At 47.7% G+C, this 18405-nt stretch carries 17 protein-coding genes; 3 read left to right on the forward strand and 14 right to left on the reverse strand.

The genetic code is table 11. From position 1 onward, the window contains the following. Nucleotides 1-28: 28 nt before the first annotated feature. The 3 genes from MKY12_RS27645 to MKY12_RS27655 form a co-directional block, all read right to left on the reverse strand. Nucleotides 29-1855, reverse strand: coding sequence for an APC family permease (locus tag MKY12_RS27645; RefSeq protein WP_339311669.1), 1827 nt, complete (start codon nucleotides 1853-1855; stop codon nucleotides 29-31). Between the two features lie 289 nt (nucleotides 1856-2144). Next, nucleotides 2145-3080 (reverse strand): metal-dependent hydrolase, encoded by a 936-nt coding sequence (locus MKY12_RS27650; protein ID WP_339314992.1) that lies wholly within the window; start codon nucleotides 3078-3080, stop codon nucleotides 2145-2147. Between the two features lie 145 nt (nucleotides 3081-3225). Continuing rightward, the gene (locus MKY12_RS27655; protein ID WP_339311671.1) at nucleotides 3226-3891 is read right to left on the reverse strand and encodes a VOC family protein; all 666 of its coding nucleotides are present in this window, start codon (nucleotides 3889-3891) and stop codon (nucleotides 3226-3228) included. Between the two features lie 181 nt (nucleotides 3892-4072). On the opposite strand from MKY12_RS27655, the gene MKY12_RS27660 reads away from it, so the two are divergent. The 3 genes from MKY12_RS27660 to MKY12_RS27670 all read left to right on the forward strand — a co-directional run bounded on the left by MKY12_RS27660 (nucleotide 4073) and on the right by MKY12_RS27670 (nucleotide 7859). Next, nucleotides 4073-5458 carry a hypothetical protein gene (locus tag MKY12_RS27660; RefSeq protein ID WP_339311673.1) on the forward strand — a complete coding sequence of 462 codons (1386 nt, stop codon included), beginning with the start codon at nucleotides 4073-4075 and terminating at the stop codon, nucleotides 5456-5458. A gap of 243 nt (nucleotides 5459-5701) precedes the next feature. Then, the gene (locus MKY12_RS27665; protein ID WP_339311674.1) at nucleotides 5702-6295 is read left to right on the forward strand and encodes a sigma-70 family RNA polymerase sigma factor; all 594 of its coding nucleotides are present in this window, start codon (nucleotides 5702-5704) and stop codon (nucleotides 6293-6295) included. After that, a complete protein-coding gene (locus MKY12_RS27670) occupies nucleotides 6276-7859 on the forward strand; it encodes a DUF4179 domain-containing protein (protein WP_339311676.1) in 1584 nt (527 codons plus the stop codon). Before MKY12_RS27665 ends, MKY12_RS27670 begins: the two co-directional genes overlap by 20 nt. 178 nt (nucleotides 7860-8037) lie before the next feature. Here MKY12_RS27670 and MKY12_RS27675 read toward each other — a convergent pair whose 3' ends face one another. From MKY12_RS27675 to MKY12_RS27725, 11 genes are all read right to left on the reverse strand, one after another. Further along, nucleotides 8038-8793, reverse strand: a complete 756-nt coding sequence (locus MKY12_RS27675; protein ID WP_339311678.1) for a class I SAM-dependent methyltransferase — start codon at nucleotides 8791-8793, stop codon at nucleotides 8038-8040. A gap of 14 nt (nucleotides 8794-8807) precedes the next feature. Then, a complete protein-coding gene (locus tag MKY12_RS27680; RefSeq protein ID WP_339311680.1) occupies nucleotides 8808-9056 on the reverse strand; it encodes a hypothetical protein in 249 nt (82 codons plus the stop codon). Nucleotides 9057-9093: 37 nt separating this feature from the next. After that, nucleotides 9094-10173 (reverse strand): WG repeat-containing protein, encoded by a 1080-nt coding sequence (locus MKY12_RS27685; RefSeq protein WP_339311682.1) that lies wholly within the window; start codon nucleotides 10171-10173, stop codon nucleotides 9094-9096. A 179-nt stretch (nucleotides 10174-10352) separates the two neighbouring features. Further along, nucleotides 10353-11762 carry a glycoside hydrolase family 1 protein gene (locus MKY12_RS27690; RefSeq protein WP_339311684.1) on the reverse strand — a complete coding sequence of 470 codons (1410 nt, stop codon included), beginning with the start codon at nucleotides 11760-11762 and terminating at the stop codon, nucleotides 10353-10355. Nucleotides 11763-11786: 24 nt separating this feature from the next. Beyond that, nucleotides 11787-13661, reverse strand: coding sequence for a beta-glucoside-specific PTS transporter subunit IIABC (locus MKY12_RS27695; RefSeq protein WP_339311686.1), 1875 nt, complete (start codon nucleotides 13659-13661; stop codon nucleotides 11787-11789). A 192-nt stretch (nucleotides 13662-13853) separates the two neighbouring features. Continuing rightward, on the reverse strand, nucleotides 13854-14711 hold the full coding sequence (locus MKY12_RS27700) for a PRD domain-containing protein (protein WP_339311687.1): 858 nt from the start codon (nucleotides 14709-14711) through the stop codon (nucleotides 13854-13856). A gap of 197 nt (nucleotides 14712-14908) precedes the next feature. Next, nucleotides 14909-15133 carry a hypothetical protein gene (locus MKY12_RS27705; protein WP_339311688.1) on the reverse strand — a complete coding sequence of 75 codons (225 nt, stop codon included), beginning with the start codon at nucleotides 15131-15133 and terminating at the stop codon, nucleotides 14909-14911. A 16-nt stretch (nucleotides 15134-15149) separates the two neighbouring features. Beyond that, entirely contained in the window at nucleotides 15150-16025 is an 876-nt protein-coding gene (locus MKY12_RS27710) for a copper amine oxidase N-terminal domain-containing protein (protein ID WP_339311689.1), read from the reverse strand. Between the two features lie 172 nt (nucleotides 16026-16197). Beyond that, a complete protein-coding gene (locus MKY12_RS27715; protein WP_036694853.1) occupies nucleotides 16198-16566 on the reverse strand; it encodes a VOC family protein in 369 nt (122 codons plus the stop codon). Nucleotides 16567-16639: 73 nt separating this feature from the next. Next, on the reverse strand, nucleotides 16640-17383 hold the full coding sequence (locus tag MKY12_RS27720) for a MerR family transcriptional regulator (RefSeq protein WP_339311690.1): 744 nt from the start codon (nucleotides 17381-17383) through the stop codon (nucleotides 16640-16642). Then, nucleotides 17358-18284, reverse strand: coding sequence for a DUF2268 domain-containing protein (locus tag MKY12_RS27725; protein WP_339311692.1), 927 nt, complete (start codon nucleotides 18282-18284; stop codon nucleotides 17358-17360). The genes MKY12_RS27720 and MKY12_RS27725 overlap by 26 nt, the downstream gene beginning before the upstream one ends. Nucleotides 18285-18405: the final 121 nt, after the last annotated feature.

Consider the following 18405-nt stretch of genomic DNA (forward strand, 5'->3'; position numbering starts at 1 on the left):
GCATGGGGTGCAGGCTTTTTATACTCAATCACTTCTTCAAATGATAAGGCACTGTAGTGACAATCACATCGCTGCGGAACAGCAGACGGGCGCGTATCAGCAGACTCGATTGATTATGAAGGATATTATGCCAGCCTTTCTTCGGAATGAACTGTGGAATAATTACCGTTACCCTATGGTTCAACTCTGCAGCCTTCCAATTCACCTTATCAATAAACTTGGTCAACGGCTGTACAATGCTTCTATAAGGAGTATATAGGGTTACTAACCTTACGTCCGGCTGCCACTTTCTCCACTTCTCCTCGAACACCGCTTCATCTTCCCGCTCGAAGGGCACGTAGACGGCTATAATCTGCTGCGGAGACAGCGACTTGGCATATTCCAGGGAGTTCATCACGACATGAGTGATTCCGGCAACCGGCACGATAATCACATTGCCTTCAATCTTGACCGTTTCCTCACAGGTAGTAATTCTAAGCTGGTCCGCAATGGCCTCATAATGTTTATGAATCCGGTGGAACACCAGGAGCAGAATCGGCAGAAAGACAAATACCGGCCAGACCTGCGTAAACTTGGTCATGAAGAACATCATCGTTACAACGAAGCTGATCAGCGCGCCAACCGTGTTGATGATGAACTTTTGCACCCAGCCCGCAGGCTTTTCCCGGAGCCATTTCACCATCATCCCACTCTGCGACAACGTGAAGGGAATGAACACACCTACAGCATATAAAGGAATCAGCTGCTCCGTTTTCCCCTCAAAGACATAAATCAGAATCATGGACAGCACACCCAATATGATAATACCGTTGGAGTAACCCAGCCGGTCCCCCCGCATGGTGAACATTCGCGGAATGAATTTATCCTTGGCAAGGTTCACGGCCAGCAATGGAAAGGCGGAATAACCGGTGTTGGCAGCCAGAATCAGGATTAATGCAGTCGTTCCTTGGATAAAATAGTACATCGCATTCCGGCCAAAGGTTTGCTCGGCAATCTGCGAGACAACAGTAACATCAGCACGGGGAGCAATCCCGTAATAATAGGCTAACACCACAATGCCTGAGAACATCACAGCCAATAAAACTCCCATGGCGATTAAGGTTTTGGAGGCGTTGGACGCTTCCGGGCTTTTGAAATTCGGTATGGCATTGGAGATCGCTTCTACACCCGTTAACGCAGAGCTCCCGGAAGAAAATGCGCGCAATAATAGAAATAGGCTGATCCCCGCTACCGGAGTCCCCAGTGAGGTATGCAGTTCCGCCGGAACGTTACCAGACAAGATGTTGTACAGACCTGTACCAATCAGGATGAATAAGGCCAAGACGAATAAGTAGACCGGATAAGCGAGGACGGAGGCAGATTCCGTGACCCCTCTTAAGTTCAAAATCGTGATCAGAAGCACAAACACAATGGCAATCACCACTTTATGCTCATGCAGGCTGGGAAAAGCTGAGGTGATGGCATCCGTACCCGCCGATATACTTACAGCCACCGTTAAAATATAGTCAACCAGCAGCGAACCGCCGGCAATTAACCCCGGATACTTGCCCAGGTTCTCCTTGGACACCACATAGGCGCCCCCGCCGTGGGAATACGCAAAAATAATCTGCCGGTAGGACAGAATGAGCGCGGTCAGCAGGATCAACACACCCAGCGCAATCGGGATCGAATACCAGAAGGCGGCTGCCCCAATCGTAACCAGAACAATCAGGATTTGCTCCGGCCCGTAGGCCACGGATGACAGCGCATCTGAAGACAGTATAGCCAGCGCTTTCTTTTTATTTAACTTTTGCTCGCCCAATTCACTGGACTTTAAGGGCCTGCCAATTAAAAATCGTTTTAAAAATGAAATCACTCGGTTTCACCACTCGCTTGTTATTTGTAGGATCTTGGTTGTACCCCATCTGCTCCCATTCTCGGACACAACAAAAAGACCACAGAAGAATGTTCTGTGACCTTCAACATATCATGTCCGGCATTAATATAGCGTTAAGGATTACGCATAGATATTAAGATTGCATTAAGATATTGAGGCTGGCTGATGGACCCATAGCCTCCGCTTGTTCGGCTTCAGGTGTGTCCCAGTCTAGCTTTTGAATAAGTGCTTGAATATCTTCCACGTGCTATCCCTACTTTGCAATAGTCTATTCCCTCTGTTCTTCCACCCAAGTTCCATCCTTATAGATGAAATAACGGGGATTCCCCTCCCGGTCGCGTGCAACAATCTCTCCGGCAGGCCCTTCCCCGCTCTCCTCCATCACTTCAAATGAAGCCTCATCCCCGGCAGGGAGCTTCCGGTATACTTGCTCCAGCCCGTCTTTTCCCGTCTTGCTGCGGACAACGTCACTCTTAACGGCAAAGATCATATTCAAGTCTAAACGGACCTCTCCGCCCAAGACAGGCAACACCCCAAGCACCCTTCGCTGGGAGTCGATGACGTCAAACCCCATTTTCCAAAAATCACTCAGCTTGTGAATCTGATAATCCCCGAGCGAATACACCTGAACGGCTGCCTGTGGAGTGAGTGTGAATTTACGCGGAAGCCCTTGTTCCAGTTGCATTAGCATGGCAAGCTTAAGACTGAGATACAGGACAATAAACACAGCACAGCCCGTACTTAGCACCCGTCTCCTGCCCAACGACACCGGAAGCACAAAACTCATAACCCCCACTAACATAGGCATCCAAACCGTAGGATCACCAAGATAGATCAAGGGCAGAGTATAAGCTTCGCTGGACAGCGGATAGACCAAATGGACCCCATGTCCCAAATAATCCACAAGAATATGCCCCAGCACACTCCCCGCTAGACACAGATATAACTGGGTATACGAATATTTTTTCAGCAGCAGCCTGAACAGGAACACAATCGGAACCATAACCAGCCCCATGACTATAATGGAATGCGACCAAGGAGATACATACCTGTTCCCCAACAGATCCGGCACAATTCCAAGGAACGAGGTCAGTCCGAGCAGAACCACTTTTTCCTTAAAAGAAATCGCCTTGCGCATAAGCACAATCGATACAATAAAACTGCCCGTAAGCAGATGTGTAGCAATATGCATTGCCAATATCATAGACACCTGTAATCCCCCCGCTTTGGTTGTTAAGCTTCACTACTCAGAGCCTGGCAAGTTATAAACAAACGGAGCGGGGAAAAGGTTCATTTGCCTAGTTTATTCTTATATGTTTGTACCGTTATACTCATTCTGTACGGTTAGCTTAACGAAGCCCCTGGACCTTCAACCCCTCTGAAGCATCCAGCGTCACTTCACAGACATCTGTCCTGATCGTTAGCGGATGCGGATAGGCTTCCTCCTGATCAGACATGAACCAGACCCGGCCTTGCTTCACAGCAATAATCAGCCCATGCTCGTCACCGGCAGCAGCGAACTGGTTACTATAGTCCTGCCAAGGAACGATCCCTACCCGGGATAGCTTAAGGAGTGCTTCCTCCACATCGGGTACAGGCAGACCAATCTCACTGACACATAACAGACTGGCCGGAGAAAAGGCTTCATTGGCGGAATTGTTCAAATTGTGCCGGGCAATCAGCTCTACAATGTTACCTGACGGATCATAGAAATAGATGGAATCGGCATTCCAAGACTCGAAGCGCACAACCTCCTGCCCTTCGTCGGGAATGACAGACACCTTAGGAGTAATCCAGCGCAACGCTTCATTGATCTGGTTCTCAGGAATATTAAAGGCAAAATGATATTTCGGCTGTCTGCTTGGGTTAGACTCAGTAAAGGTTAGAGTAGACACTCCCGCTTGTACACTGAAGCAGGCTGAATGTTCCTGGACTACCGTCAGCCCAAGAGTATTCTCATAAAAGTATTTCATTTCTTCTAAGGTATGGGTCCACATCTCTACTTCTTTTATCATCTAGGATCACCTCTGTTTGTGGCATAACAGCCAGATCTTTGCTTCCATGGTATCCATGAAGAGCATTGAAGTCAAACCCGCATCTGCAACTTCTGTGCAGCATCCGCGTCCATAACAATATGGAAAATCTATCTATTCTCTGAAAACAATAGGACAATCGAACATTACAGGAGGTTTCTATATGCGCTATATGGCAGCAATTGTGCTGGCGGCAGCTCTGCTCTCAGGGTGTCAGGGGGCAGACAAGGCCGGTGTGAACGGCTCTTCCCCGTCCCCATCCTCACCCGCAGAAGGGTCACCCACGGCTATGTCAGCCACACCTACCACTTCAGCACCTTCAAGCGAGGAGGAGCCGCTGCTCTATATTGAGCAATTGAAAGTGATCGGCGGCGGTGGACAACTGATACAAGTGAAGTCGAACAGCGATATCGATAAAAAATCATTGGAGCAAGCGATAAAGAATAGTCTGCAGACCAGTGATCCCGAGACTGAATTCCGTTACACGCTGGAATGGGAGTCCCCGCGGTTTTTGCAAATCCGCCTGCATCTCGATGAGGGCAGTGTCTGGTCCGGGACGTTCAATCTGGACGAAGCCGTCACCACAGACGGGCGCAAGTATGCTAGTACAGAGCAGCCGTACCGTAACACGGTAGTGATCAGAGCTGGAGACGGCGAGGGCAGTCTGTTGTTCCAAGGCGTCACCTCCGGTACCCGGCGCGTAGTACCTGCCTGGAACACGGGCTGGATCAAGTCCATTCAGACCCGGGAATCGGTTGCCGCTTCCTATCTGTTCTACGGACAGGAGAAGCATCATCTGGTGCACGCCCTGACAGGCGAGGCGCTGGAGATTCCGGTTTTTGCTCAGGAGAAGGATGCCTACGGCAATGACTATGGTTACCATGAGATGTATTCTGACCGCTTCTATGGGGACTTTACTTATATGATCTCAGGCAATAAGACGCTGTATCGGGTAGACCTGAAGGGCTTCACCCGTACGAAGCTTCATGTATTCAGCAAGCCGGTCTACGGCATGTCCTCCTCGCCTGACGGCAAGCGCATAGCTGTATTAACTGCTCATGACGAATACATTGGACCTGGGGCGGACCTGACGGTGCTGGATCAGAAGGGGAAAATACTGCATTCGCAGCAGAACGCCGCCTTCATCTCCCATAGTGACGGCTTCCTGTTCGTGTATTCTCTGACTTGGGAGGACGATTCAAATCTGATCCTTCCCGCAGACAGAGGTGAGCATAACCCGCTTGGACAAGTCCGTTACAACACCGGAAGCGGAACGTCCACGGTGATGCAGGATCAGCGAATCACGGACCAGCTAAAGAAGGATCTCGCAGAGCATGAGCGGCAGCCGCATAATGACCTATTGCTATCCGGACTGAATTGGTCACCCGACAACAGATTCGCAGCCTTCAAATCCGGCACAGGCGCCATTCAGGTGTACGACACACAGGAGCGGACCTTCACGTTCGTATCCGCAGGCACATTGCTGGGCTGGATGCCGGACGGAACGCTGGCTTGGGCGGATATTAAGGATCATGTGTATACCTTTTGAGTAAAAGTGACGGACATTGAGATCATATCCTATATCTAGTTCCGCAAAAAGCCTGCAATCCCGGTATGGGGTTGCAGGCTTTATAGCAGAAAAGAAACCTGAATCGCAACAGCGAACGCTACTTCTTTATGCTCCACTTTCCTATCTAAAACTGGTCTGTTATAAATTTTTGTGTAATGAAGTGAGAATAATGAATGGTATTTTGCATCTTAGAAGTAGAACAGCAGGAAAGGAGGATTACAAATGAATGACAGGGAACAGGAGCTTAGCATAATCCAGGATATTTTAAGAGGAAATAAGGCCTCCTACACTTTCCTGGTAGACAAATATAAAAACAAGATTTATGGCCTACTTTTAAAAATGGGTGCCTCCTCTGAAGATGCAAAAGATATGACACAGGAAGCCTTTATAACAGCTTATCGGAAGCTGGGAAGTCATCGCACAGACCGAAGTTTTGCAGGATGGATTTATACCATTTCGATTCATATCTTCCAGAATAGATACAGAGGAAAAAAGCACCAGGTTCATCTAGAAATCACAAACGATCTCTTAAGCTCGTTACCTGATCCGGAAAGTGAAGCTATACATCAGGAGAATAGAAAAGAGCTCTCCGTTCTAGTCAACAAGCTTCCAAGCAAATACAGATTAATGATACTACTGAGATATACAAATGACTTGACTTATGAAGAAATGGAGCAAATTACAGGGTACAGTATTAATCAAATCAGAAACGGATTGCATCGGGCTAAAAAAAGACTTCATAAATTACTCATAAAGGAAGGGGTGAACTTAAATGAAATGTTGGAGCATTGCGGAGATGGAAGAGTATCTCATTAGGGGGCACCTGGATGAGTTGGAGAAGCATATTGAAAACTGCCCGGGTTGTTTGGCGCGTTATAATCAGCTCCTGCAAGAACAATCTGAATTCTCTGATGCCTTATTCCCGGCTGTATTACCATCTTCATTCACCAATCAAGTCATGGAATCACTACAAGGAACTTTAATAGAGCCTGTCGTAGAGCCAGTGCAAATGAATCTCCCTTCTAAAAATTCTCCTCACCGGACACATAGAACCTTACAACGATGGACGGCTGTTGCGACGATTCTTATATTGTGTGGGTCCTTAGTATTTGCAAGTCCATCTATAGCGGAATTCGTTCGATCCATGTTTTCATCTAACGCCTCGTTAGACCCTGGACTGCTACAATCCAGAGAATTAGGGCTGATTCAAGATCCAGGAATAAATGTTAGTAATCACGGTTACAGAATTCAGGTAAATGAAGTTTCAGCAGATGCGGTCAGACTCACCATAGCGTTGAAGATCACTGACCGTTTTGGACAACCGATTAAAGATGGATTTGATCCAGAGAAACTTATCGTTAAAGATGAGCAAGGAAATGAAGTCGGCTTAGGGAGTGGGATTGCAGGATATGTTGGTGGTGTATATGTTTATAAATATACTTATAAAGGGGAACTTACTTCATCAACAATTATTGTAGAAAGCCATATTGATCAGATCAAAGAAACCAAAGGGAACTGGAAATTTTCTTTTCCTGTGGATTTGACTATAGCAGCTCCTCTGACTACTGTAAATGAGTTGAATGAGCGCTATGTTACCCCAGAAGGCCTGACAATTCAGATGGATAGACTGACCCGTACTCCGAGCGGAGTAAAATTGGAACTTACAACATCACTAAGCCAACAAGCAAGAAATAAAGTTCCGGCTGATATGGAAGAGAAGCAGAAACTGATATTTCACTTTGAAGATGAACAAGGAAGAATAATATCACAAGTTAATGGACTAGGTTCTTTTAATATGTTGGTGGGAGATATATCAGAGCGTACTGAAAAAGGGGTTCATTGGGCTTATACCTTTATTGATCTGCCTTATGATACACAACACATAAAGATGGTTTTAGATGGATACTCCCTACCCGAGAAGAGCGAGGGTTCCATAGTCATTTATCCATCAAAGCTAAGCAAAGAAAATGCCGTATTTAATAATTCTGGTGATATAGTAAGGTTCAAATCCTTTAAAATCACTCAGGACCCTGATCAACAAGCAGCAATAGCGGCTGGAGTTATCAAGAATCAAGAACCAAAATCGGCGGGAGTTTTCGAAATTAAGGGTGCCTATGTAAATACGGGCAGTCCTGATATTGATAAATGGCAAGCCATTGATGATAAAGGCAATAATTATCCAGTAGAATTTCGAGGGAGAACGAGTCTCGAAGAGAAAGAACAAGATGGAATTTTTATCGTTAAAGGCTTAAACAATATACCAATGAGACTAACTTTAATTCGAAGTATTGTCGATCGGTATTATTCAGATCTTCAATGGTCTTTAGACCTTCCAAGAGGCAAACCAATCCCCGGATTGAAAAACAACGAAACCAAATAATTGGCAGTAATGAGAAAACTACATTTTGACACTAATATTGATTTATTCTGAGAAGGAACAACGCAGAGTTGTTGATTACAACTCTGCGTTCTCGATTATCCATTTATCCGTTTCTCAACCTTCAGCGCCAGTGTTAATGCGCCCTCGGTTTACACATCAGCCAACCTATACCTTTTAACTATACTTCTCCCCAAAAAATCTCAGTCTCATATTCAAATGGAACCACACCGCCCTGATTATGCCTGTCAAATATATTCTGCAGCTCTGTCATCATCGGATTGTAATTCGGATGTCCGGGAACAGGGCTATAGGAGGAGGATAACAGCCGGCCGCTCAGACCCTCGAAATCGAACTCCTGAGTCATTTCAAACCGGCTTGTATACATCGTATTCTCTTTGAAAAAAGAGCGAAGCATCGCCGGAGAAATATTTTTATGATTCACTTGTTCATAGTCGGTTCCGTAGGTGTGAAGCAGCTGATCATACTCTTCTCGAAATGAAGTACCGTGTGTAAGCCGGGAATTCCATATGAGTATGACTTTCCCGCCAGGCTGTAGTATTCTCCGGAACTCCGTTTGCGCGGCTACCTGGTCGAACCAGTGAAATGCCTGCGCACAGACAATAAAATCAACCGACTGCTCCGGTAACCCGGTAGCTTCCGCAGACCCTGATTTACTTTGAAAGTTCGGATTGCTGTAGAGCCTTTGCTCTGCGGCTTCACGCATGGCCTGATTGGGCTCGACCGCGATTACCTCGCTGCCGCGTTCCAGAAGCAGCTTGGACAGGCTCCCAGTGCCAGAACCGATATCTGCTATTTTACTGTTCGGGCGCAGACCAATATTGTCGTACAAATAATCAATAGCCTCTTGTGGATAGCTTGGGCGATACTTCAAATAGGAATCGACCCGGTCTGTAAACCTTTCACCACTGTTCATCGCTGTTCACTCTCCTATTTTGTTTTCTTCGGAAAACCGTATACGAATAGTATCACACCAATTAACGTAAGGATTGGCACAAAGAGATTATCGAAGAAGCCTGCGACATGAGTTTTAGGCTGGACATCGTACATTTGCGCCTGGTATAACGCAGAAATTTCATGAATTCGAGCGCTCAATGTCCCTACACGTTCGATCGTGTAGATTAACGCGGCCGTAATCAGAAAGGCTGCCCCTAGTTTTCTGTATAAGTCGTTGCCCATGGAATATTATTGCCTCCTCTACCCTTGATTGATTTAGTTACGGTTTCACCACTCCGCCCGGAAGCTCGGAAGCCGGCGGCCAGACGATGGTTCCGCTGCGGTTCATGTACCCTCTGATTTCCTCGCGAGTATCTGGAACCAGCAGGGTGATTTCTGCCAGTTCGCCTTTAAAATCAGAGGCCCAATAGAGTTGCGGCTTAACCACGAAGCGTCCGGAGGTATTAATATAGCCGTACCTCTGCCCCGGGCTTGCCGGAGCCAGACCACCCTTGAACAAACCTCCAGCCGTGAATCCCTGAATGACCTTGGTGCCCTTCTTATTAATATAGAAGGTGGCTCCATTGCGCTCGACGAACGCCAGACCTTCCGAGAACGGTTGGGCCATGCTGAACTGCGGCTTAATCAGGTAATTGCCTGTTTTGTCGATGTATCCGTATTTGCCGTTCACATACACAACTGCCGCCCCCCCGGAGAACGGTGTGGCGTAATCATACCGTGGGGTGATGCGAAGCTTGCCAGTGGTGTCGATATAGCCGTATTTGCCGCCAACGGCAAGTGTAACGGCTGCCATACCTTCAGAGAAATCAGAAGTAAAGCTATATCTGTAAGGAACGATAAGCTTGCCCTTCGTGTTAATGTAACCCGAGGCTTTACCCATATTGACCCGGGCCAGACCTTCGGAGAAATTAAATGCCCGGACATAGATTGGCTGTATGGCCACCTTGCCTTGGCTATCGATATACCCGTACCGGGTCGCCGTGGCCCCGCCGGCGAGTTGAACCTTCGCTGTATACAGCGCGCGGTCATTATACAGAATGCCGGCGTCTCTCAGCTTATATTCGAACAGCTTCGTACCGGCCGAACTGAAATAATATTGCTTTTTGGCTGCATGGTCCTCGACATACACCGTCCCTCCGGGCATTCCTGAGTAACCATAACTATCATACACCGCTTCAATAACCACCTTGCCCTTGCCGTTGATGAAGCCGTATTTCCCGTTCACTTCAACCGGATATAATTGATCTGCTGTCTTGGCCTGCACAGTACCAGCACCGGCGGCCTGGGCCTTGTCCTGCGATGGACCCGTTACACCTGCACTGAACACCATCGTCGTCATAAGTAGGGTTAAAGCCAGTTTTTTTAACACTTGCGGTTCACACTCCTTTGAGACTATTTTCCATTCTTTATGTATAGACGGCGATTGTACCGGTTTTGTTGTGCATGATTTGGAAGAAAAAAATAGGGCTGCCCCAAGCAGCCGCTCGTGGCTACCGGGACAACCCTCTGTAATTATAATCAGCGAATCTCGCCTCTGGAAGCAATCAGCTTCTGATACCAGTAGAAGCTCATCTTACGGATGCGGCGCAGCTCCTTCAGGTCGAATTCTTCGCGGTCTACATAGATGAAGCCGTAACGTTTGCTGGAGCCCTGATGGGTGCTGACCAGATCGATGGCAGACCATGGACAGAAGCCGAACACCTCTACCCCGTCGGTAAGCGCGAGCTGAATTTGCTCGATATGCTTGCGAAAGAATTCAATCCGGTACGCATCATTTACGGTTCCGTCCGCTTCCAGTTTGTCGAATGCCCCTAACCCGTTCTCTGTAACAATCAGCGGCAGGTGGTAACGGGAATAAATCTGGCGGAGCGTTGTTCTGAAGCCCACCGGGTCAATCTCCCAGCCAAACTCCGTAGTTTGCAGGTTAGGGTTCACTGACCCCCGGTATGCTCCCGGCTCGCCAACGATTTCGTGCTGATCGCCCGTGTGGGAGAAGTCGTTGCCGTCATTTTTGCTCTCCCCAACGGTCTGCGAAGTGTAATAGTTGAAGGCGATGAAGTCCGGATGGCCTTGCCGGAGGATATCCATATCCTCTTCCTCAATCTTCGGCTCATAGCCCTTCTCCACTAGATAACTCCAGGCAATATGGTTATAACGTCCATAGACCGCCATATCCAGGTAGAGCCAATTGCGGATCGCAGCATAGTTATCTGCGGCCAGCATATCCTCTGGCTTGGAGCTGGCCGGATAGATCACACCGATGTTGGGTGCAGGACCAATCTTCGCTTCAGGCAGCATCTGATGGCACAGCACCATGGCCTTTGCCTGCGCAACAAGCATATGGTGGTTCTGCTGGTAGAGCTCTTTTTGCGGATCGGTCATATTCTCATTCAAGGTTCCGATCGATCCCGGATGCAGAATCAGCATATTCTGTTCGTTGATGGTCAGCCACCACTTTACGCGGTCCCCGTAATTCTCATACAATGTCTTGGCATATTGTTCAAAAGCATCGATCGTCGCCCGATTGGACCACCCTCCACGCTCTTCAAGCCCGTAAGGCAGATCGAAGTGGTACATCGTGACGATAGGCTCAATGCCGTATTTGAGCAGCTCGTCAATTAGATTGCTGTAGAATTCAAGCCCCTTCGGATTGACAGCACCGTCTCCATGCGGATAGATCCGGCTCCAGGCGATGGAGAAGCGGTAGGCTTTGAAGCCCATCTCTGCCATAAGGGCCACATCCTCTTTGTACATATGGTAGTGGTCACTGGCTACCTTGAAGTCCGTCACCCCTTCCACATGGTTGGCCAGATCAATCACCGAAGGCCCTTTGCCGTCCTCATCCCAGGCACCCTCCAGCTGATAAGCCGAAGTGGACCCGCCCCACAAGAAATTCTCTGGAAAAGCGTGAAGTTGTTTGTGCAGCATACCTTATTCCTCCTCAGTCTTGTATTAATCCACCAATGTCAAAAGCACTTCGTTCTGCTCAATCTGCTGCTGGTTCGTTTCGAAAATCTCGACCTCTTTGGGGGTCAAGGTTACGATCACTGGCGTAATCGTCTGATACCCGGCCGCCCGGATCTGCTCCAGATCGAAGCGGATCAGCAGATCACCTTGGCTCACCCGGTCACCTTCCTTGACCACTGGTGTGAAGTGCTTGCCTTTCAGGCCAACCGTATTAATTCCGATATGAATCAGCACCTCTGTTCCGGCTGCGGACGTGATGCCAATGGCATGACCTGTCGGGAAAATGGAGGTCACCGTCCCGTCCACCGGGGCTACCGCTTCTCCAATTACAGGATTAATCGCCAGCCCTCTGCCCATGGCCCCGGTGGAGAATGCATCATCCGGCACTGTGCTAAGCGGGAAGGCTGCGCCGGTCAGCGGGCTGAAGATCAGTTCCTTTTTCAAGTCCACCACTGGTGCTGCCGGCTTGTCCGGCTGAATCTGTTCAGTTACTGTTGCTGGAGCGGAAGCCTCCAATTTGTTCTTACTCTCATATCCGAACAGCCAGGTCAGCAGCAGCCCTGTACCCATGGAGACCACCATCGAGACAATGAAGATCGACATCGGCTGCTCCACCGGAATCGAGAAAATATTATGGAACACATACGCCGTATACAGCACACCGAAGTGTCCGTTAATCGCTCCGCCCAGTGCCCCGGCAATAATAACGATTGGAATCACCCGCTTGTAGCGGAGAATCAGGCCGTACACAATCGGCTCGCTGACACCGGCCAGCAGTCCGGTAATCCCGGAAGAGGCGGCGATACTCCGCAGGTTCCGGTCTTTCTTGGCTCTCAGGAAGATCCCGAAGGCCACCCCGATCTGGGCAAACACCGCCGCTGAAGCCATGGCTTCAATCGGGTCACCGCCGTTCGCAATATTTTGCAGCGTGATCGGGGTGAAGCCCCAGTGGAGTCCGAACACAACCATGAAGGTCATCCCCCCGCCGAGCACAACCCCCGACAGGATGCCGCTTACGCCAATCAGCCAGGTCACACCGGAAGCAATCCAGTCGCCGACACTTGTACCGAATGGACCGAAGGCGATCACCGACAGCGGTACCATAATCATCAGGGAGAGCATCGGGACCATGAAGATTTGCAGATCCTTGTGGATGATCTTCTTCAGCAACTTATCCAGTAAGGCATAGATGCTGATCGCAATGAAAATCGGGAAAACGCTGGAGGCATAACTGACCATCACCACCGGAATTCCGAGGAAGGAATGTCCGCCATCCCCCTCCAGCATCGCCGTAAAGTTCGGTTCCATTAGCGCTGCGCCGATTGCTCCTGCTACGTACGGGTTCGCTTTTAACTTGATGCCCAGGGTAATTCCCAGGAAGATCGGCAGGAAGTAGAAGACCGCATTGCCGGCCGCAGACAGAATCTTGTAGGCATCGCCTGAATCAGACATCCAGCCCAGCAACGTAAGTACCGTCAGCAGTGCCTTCAGCATCCCCGATCCGGCCATTACAGGAATCAGCGGGGAGAAGCTCCCGGAGATAACCTCGAACACCTTCGATACCGCCGAAATCTTCTGGCCGGAATTCTGCGTATCTGTGGAGGTGCTGGACAGGAAGCTGGTGCTTTTGACAATTTCGGCATATACATTCGCTACGTTGCTTCCCACGACAACCTGGAATTGCCCTCCGCTCTCCACCACGGTAATGACGCCCGGATGCTTCTCCAGCGTCTCCCGCTCGGCCTTCTTGTTATCCTTGAGGCTGAATCTCAGCCGGGTGGCACAATGGACAAGATCGTTAATATTCTGTTCTCCGCCTACGAGACGGATGATGTCTTCCGACATTTTTCGGTTATCCATGCTGATTCTCCTTTGCTTTACCGCCAAAAATGGGCATAAAAAAAACCTAAACGAAAGTTGTGAGATCACACCGGTGTGATCCACATCTCGTTTAGGTATCGCCTGCTGTAGCAGTAACAATCCTTAGATTTAAGTTGTGACTCCAATATAGCGGATTAAGTAATCGTTTGCAAGCCCTTTTTGACTTCCTTTTTACTCCAACGGGTTCATATCTCTTGAGGTTACCCGCTGAATATGAATCGTCAGATAGACCTTCTCGTCAATGGACATGGCATTCCCGTACGTCTGCTCCAGGTAGCGGTTGATCTTGCCCGTACACGCAAAAGCCTTAGGAAACTTCACCTTAATCTGGTCATACAGGAAGTTGTCGCCCGATGCAGACCGCTCCTGTTCCCCGCTGATCATACGCTGGAGGAAGTACTGGAGATGGGTGAGGAACCGGGAATAATTGAACGAATTCTCATTAAGCTTAACCTGGTATTCCTCCGTCAAAATGCTGAAGATATCGCTCATCGCCTTGGTCACCTCGACCGTCCGCTGCATCTCCTGCCCATCCTGCCGGGCATTGACGAAGTGCATCGCAATGAAGCTCGCCTCATCCTGATCCATCTCGATGTCAAAATGCTTGCGGATTAGACTCAGCGCCTGCACACCGATAGCGAATTCCTTGGGATAGAACTTCTTGATCTGCCAGAACAAGGCGTTCTTCAGATTCATCGACTTCCGGTAGCGGGCAATCGCAAAATGAATATGATCAATTAATGTGATATAGATATTGTCATTGAAAATGTCGCCCATCTCCGCCTTGGCATAAGCGATAATCTCATCGGCCAGCGAGAAATATTCAGCAGACGTCTCCCCGATCAGATCAATCAATTTGCGCGGAACCTTCTCAGGTTTGAGCATGAAGGTCTTCTCGATCCGTTCCTCTTCGACCCGCTGCCCCGCCTTCTTCTTAAAGCCTAATCCGTTCCCAATGACAACGTATTCATGTCCGACCTGATCTTCAGCCCGAATCACATTGTTATTGAAAATCTGCCGGATAATCATGGTGCTTCACCTCTTCTGTATGACTCCCTGAAAATATATCCTAAGATAACACAGTGGTGTTAGAAAAGACAAGGGGTGGGGGCTTCTGTTCATTTGGAACGTATTGGTCCTAAAATGGTAGCTACGAATTGAACCAATAGGATCAGAAAAAAAACGTTCCAAATGCTCGGAATAGTTGCAATGGCAAAATAGAAGGACTAGGGTGCCAGCCAGATCAAAGAAATGGCCATAAGTAAGCGAAGACCACGCCAGATTGAAATGGCCATGACGGCTGAAGGTACAATGAGCATGAGGACCACAATCACTTGTGTGCTGTTGGATACCGCCTGCTCACTGTAAGGGTTATCAAACAGAAACAGAAAACTTAGTCCAATACCCAGTAGGGATAAGAAAAAGCCCAACCACTTCACCCCTGGACTCAAATGCCTCACCTCCTGTTCAATGTGGATAATAATCAGAGAATCCCGAAATCAGAACTCTAGACCCTTTAGTGACGCTATCCACCTTCCACGTTCCTTTCGCGAATACTAGCGAGACTATCCGATCTTCTGCGTATTGGTCTTCACCTGTAAGACCATTTGCCACTATCACAGACTGCGAAAGTGTAGCAGCATTCTTACTAGTATAAACGGGTAAAGTGACAGGCGCTTCATAAGTACCCGCTGTTTCCAATCCTTTGTTCTGAACAATAGACTTCATGAATCTATCCGTGAAGTACGGTTTTAAGGTTGAATTTACATTCTTAATGGAGGATACCTTTGAGGCTTGATTTAATTTATCAGATAGGAGCTTCAAACGCGCGTCAGAAATTTTATTTTTTTCCGGAATTTGAATGGGCGGGGTCTCCATATGAACAACCAATCCTTTGTTGCCCATTGTTACTGCAGCTTGTTTAGACAGTTGGTTCCACACTACCGTTGCCCCTAACGACTGACTAACAAAACGCAGAGGGACATAAGTTGTTCCATTGATGACTTGTGTTGCAGTATCCAAATCGACATATTTCCGTGACGGTGTATCTGGAGTTTCACTCGATGGAGCAGATTCAATAATCACACGTTTGAAATTTGCCGCAAGCCATATCGTCGAATTCCCGTTTTTGATTTTAACAACTTTATCTGTTTGAAACCATTCCAAACTTGCGCCAAGATTTTCGGAGACAGCACGTAGGGGGATTAATACTCGACCATTGTTTATTTGACCATTGTTAATCGTTGTAGATGTTTGTACCTCAGCCGCATAACTAGACCCAGTTGTTAAAGATAGCATAAGAAATGCTGATGAAAGCAATGCAATTGTCCATTTTTTTATCATAATATTTCCTCCTCTTAAATAATTCACCACAAATTACTCTCACGCATCTGATTTCTCTATAAAATACAATTCGGTCAAACAGAAACTCCCCACAAAGTATCAGGCCTTATCTCGCCTGTCTACCGTGTGGGGAGCTAATCAGTACAGAAACACTGTCTTCTTGTGGTGCGAATCAGCCTTTACTGTGCAGAGTTATCAGGTAACCGTCCGGATCGGCGAAGGTAAAGGTACGTCCGAAGGGGCCGTCGATGGGGGCGGATGTGATTTTCACGCCTGCTGCTGCGAGTTTATCGTGAATGTCTTGCGTATCCGGGGCATAGAGCCATAGCGCAACACCAAGTCCAGGCTGAGTCCCCGTACTGAGTTCGACTCCCGGCATGAGGTCACGAAGTGCAAATGCAATGGGCTTGGTGTCAAAAACCACCGCATGAGGCGGGCCCGCCTGTGAACGGACGAGTCCAAGATAGTGTTGATAAAATTCAGCAGAGCCTTCAAGATCGCTGACCTGAAGGGAGATGAAATCGGGTCCAATGACTGACATAATAGCCTCCTAATATTCTTGTTTGTAGGTGAATATAGTCTTCATTATACCCACCCTTCCTGACAACGTTATGTCAGTAGCTGATGTTGTACATTATCGCACTATACAGAAAATCTGCCGTCCCCTCTTTGAATTGATTGAAATAGTTGTTGAACCGGGCATCGTATTTGTAATTATGGGCAATACAAGCTAGCAACTCCGCATCACACGGCATGAATTGCATTAGAATTTTTTTCCACTCTTCAATCAATTGCTGGACTTCATCAGAGGAAGGTTCTTGACCCGAACAAGTCACAATTCGCTTGAATATTTCCTCAAAACTGGAGAAGTATCTCTCTTGATCCTCTGCCGACATCTTGGCCATCACTTCATCATAGGCTTGGTACGCCTCTGTTTCTCCATAAATAATCTCCGCCTCATTCGCATACTGTTCCTTCAAGGGCAGGATCGGAGAATGGTCGAAAATATGCAGAGTACTAACATCATTCCCTGAAACATATTCATCCAGAGCTGTCATGATATTTTCCAGTCTTTGTTTTTTTGCTAATAACGTTTGTCTGTGCTTCTTCAATACTTGCTTCTGTTCTTCCCGGGTCAGCTTTACAATGTCCGCAATTTCTTTCAGGGAAAAATCCATTTCCTTCAAGATCAGGATAGTTTGCAGTTTCTCCAGACTGCTGCGGTCATATAAGCGATATCCTTTTTCCGTTAGCTGTGCCGGTTTAAATAAACCGATTTTATCGTAGAAATGCAGAGACCGCGCCGTAATGCCTGTAATCTGAACGATCTCTTTAACCGCTAATAATGGTTTCTTCATCCCAATATCCCTTTACTTCTTCCAGTATTTGCGCAGCAGGCATTATGGTGGCCTCCCAAATTGTCTTGCCTGTTTTTCTCAAGTAATACTTGATTAGATGATACCCGCATGCGTAACCAGCACTGTAAGGCATATTGACCGGCTTAAAGTTCTGAAGCTCCGCAAGCTCGTCACCGTAAAGATACGGGGCAAAATGATGAAATCCGGTTAGTTGAAGCTGCTCGCGGAGCACGGGCTTAATACGCCTGTTAAGGGTTTCCGTATCAGTTCTCGTTACCCAAGGCCCCAGCAATTCTTCACCAAACAGGGAGGTGGCATAATTCTCCGCTAATCCTTCACTTACAATAAGCTCGCCCAGATCAACAGTATGGTCCCACTGAATGTATTGATAGCGGACATTATGGTTGCATTCATGCGCCAGCGCTGCTTTTATCCGGGAAAGGGTATGCTGATTGGGCAATAGCGTAATCCAGATAAACCCGGGAATCCCCCCAAAGCCGCTATACCCTTCGTTTATAGTCAAGGCACGATTCTCTGGATCTCCCAGTTGAACAGTGAATAAATAGTCAGATACAGGAAGACTTATTCCATGTTCGATAAATAGACGGAGGCTTGTGGTTACGGCTTGCTCACACTCGGACCAGAGCGAATCCGAAGAGATCCATTCTACTTCAGGTAAAATAATCGGGGTCATCTGATCAGGTGCCCGGTTCATCATACTATTAAACGAAATCACGTCGAAACCTTTTGCTTCTTCAGCTCTAAAAGGAATCTGTTGGATTTGCCATTGTTTCATAAAGGGAGCCAACATTTCGTGTCGGAATAACTCCAGCTTGTCTTCCGGCGAGGCTTGAATCACCTTTTGATAAATGGGGTCTGAACGCAATGCTGTTATATTCATCTTAATCACTTCCAGTCATCTATTCTTACAGTGAATTATGCACTATGACGCAACGTCATAGTCAAGCACATAGCAAAAACTCCCCATACAGTTAACAGGTTTAACCATCTCACCTGCCTGC

It is taken from the genome of Paenibacillus sp. FSL M7-0896, assembly GCF_037975415.1.
Taxonomy (GTDB): Bacteria; Bacillota; Bacilli; order Paenibacillales; family Paenibacillaceae; genus Paenibacillus_AQ; species Paenibacillus_AQ silagei.

What these genes read in the sequence shown, in the direction of transcription:
- MKY12_RS27650 (WP_339314992.1), bottom strand. Translation starts at nt 3,080, where the DNA reads ATGATATTGGCAATGCATATTGCTACACATCTGCTTACGGGCAGTTTT.
- MKY12_RS27655 (WP_339311671.1), bottom strand. Translation starts at nt 3,891, where the DNA reads ATGATAAAAGAAGTAGAGATGTGGACCCATACCTTAGAAGAAATGAAA.
- MKY12_RS27660 (WP_339311673.1), top strand. Translation starts at nt 4,073, where the DNA reads ATGCGCTATATGGCAGCAATTGTGCTGGCGGCAGCTCTGCTCTCAGGG.
- MKY12_RS27665 (WP_339311674.1), top strand. Translation starts at nt 5,702, where the DNA reads ATGAATGACAGGGAACAGGAGCTTAGCATAATCCAGGATATTTTAAGA.
- MKY12_RS27670 (WP_339311676.1), top strand. Translation starts at nt 6,276, where the DNA reads ATGGAAGAGTATCTCATTAGGGGGCACCTGGATGAGTTGGAGAAGCAT.
- MKY12_RS27675 (WP_339311678.1), bottom strand. Translation starts at nt 8,793, where the DNA reads ATGAACAGTGGTGAAAGGTTTACAGACCGGGTCGATTCCTATTTGAAG.
- MKY12_RS27680 (WP_339311680.1), bottom strand. Translation starts at nt 9,056, where the DNA reads ATGGGCAACGACTTATACAGAAAACTAGGGGCAGCCTTTCTGATTACG.
- MKY12_RS27685 (WP_339311682.1), bottom strand. Translation starts at nt 10,173, where the DNA reads ATGACGACGATGGTGTTCAGTGCAGGTGTAACGGGTCCATCGCAGGAC.
- MKY12_RS27690 (WP_339311684.1), bottom strand. Translation starts at nt 11,762, where the DNA reads ATGCTGCACAAACAACTTCACGCTTTTCCAGAGAATTTCTTGTGGGGC.
- MKY12_RS27695 (WP_339311686.1), bottom strand. Translation starts at nt 13,661, where the DNA reads ATGGATAACCGAAAAATGTCGGAAGACATCATCCGTCTCGTAGGCGGA.
- MKY12_RS27700 (WP_339311687.1), bottom strand. Translation starts at nt 14,711, where the DNA reads ATGATTATCCGGCAGATTTTCAATAACAATGTGATTCGGGCTGAAGAT.
- MKY12_RS27710 (WP_339311689.1), bottom strand. Translation starts at nt 16,025, where the DNA reads ATGATAAAAAAATGGACAATTGCATTGCTTTCATCAGCATTTCTTATG.
- MKY12_RS27715 (WP_036694853.1), bottom strand. Translation starts at nt 16,566, where the DNA reads ATGTCAGTCATTGGACCCGATTTCATCTCCCTTCAGGTCAGCGATCTT.
- MKY12_RS27720 (WP_339311690.1), bottom strand. Translation starts at nt 17,383, where the DNA reads ATGAAGAAACCATTATTAGCGGTTAAAGAGATCGTTCAGATTACAGGC.
- MKY12_RS27725 (WP_339311692.1), bottom strand. Translation starts at nt 18,284, where the DNA reads ATGAATATAACAGCATTGCGTTCAGACCCCATTTATCAAAAGGTGATT.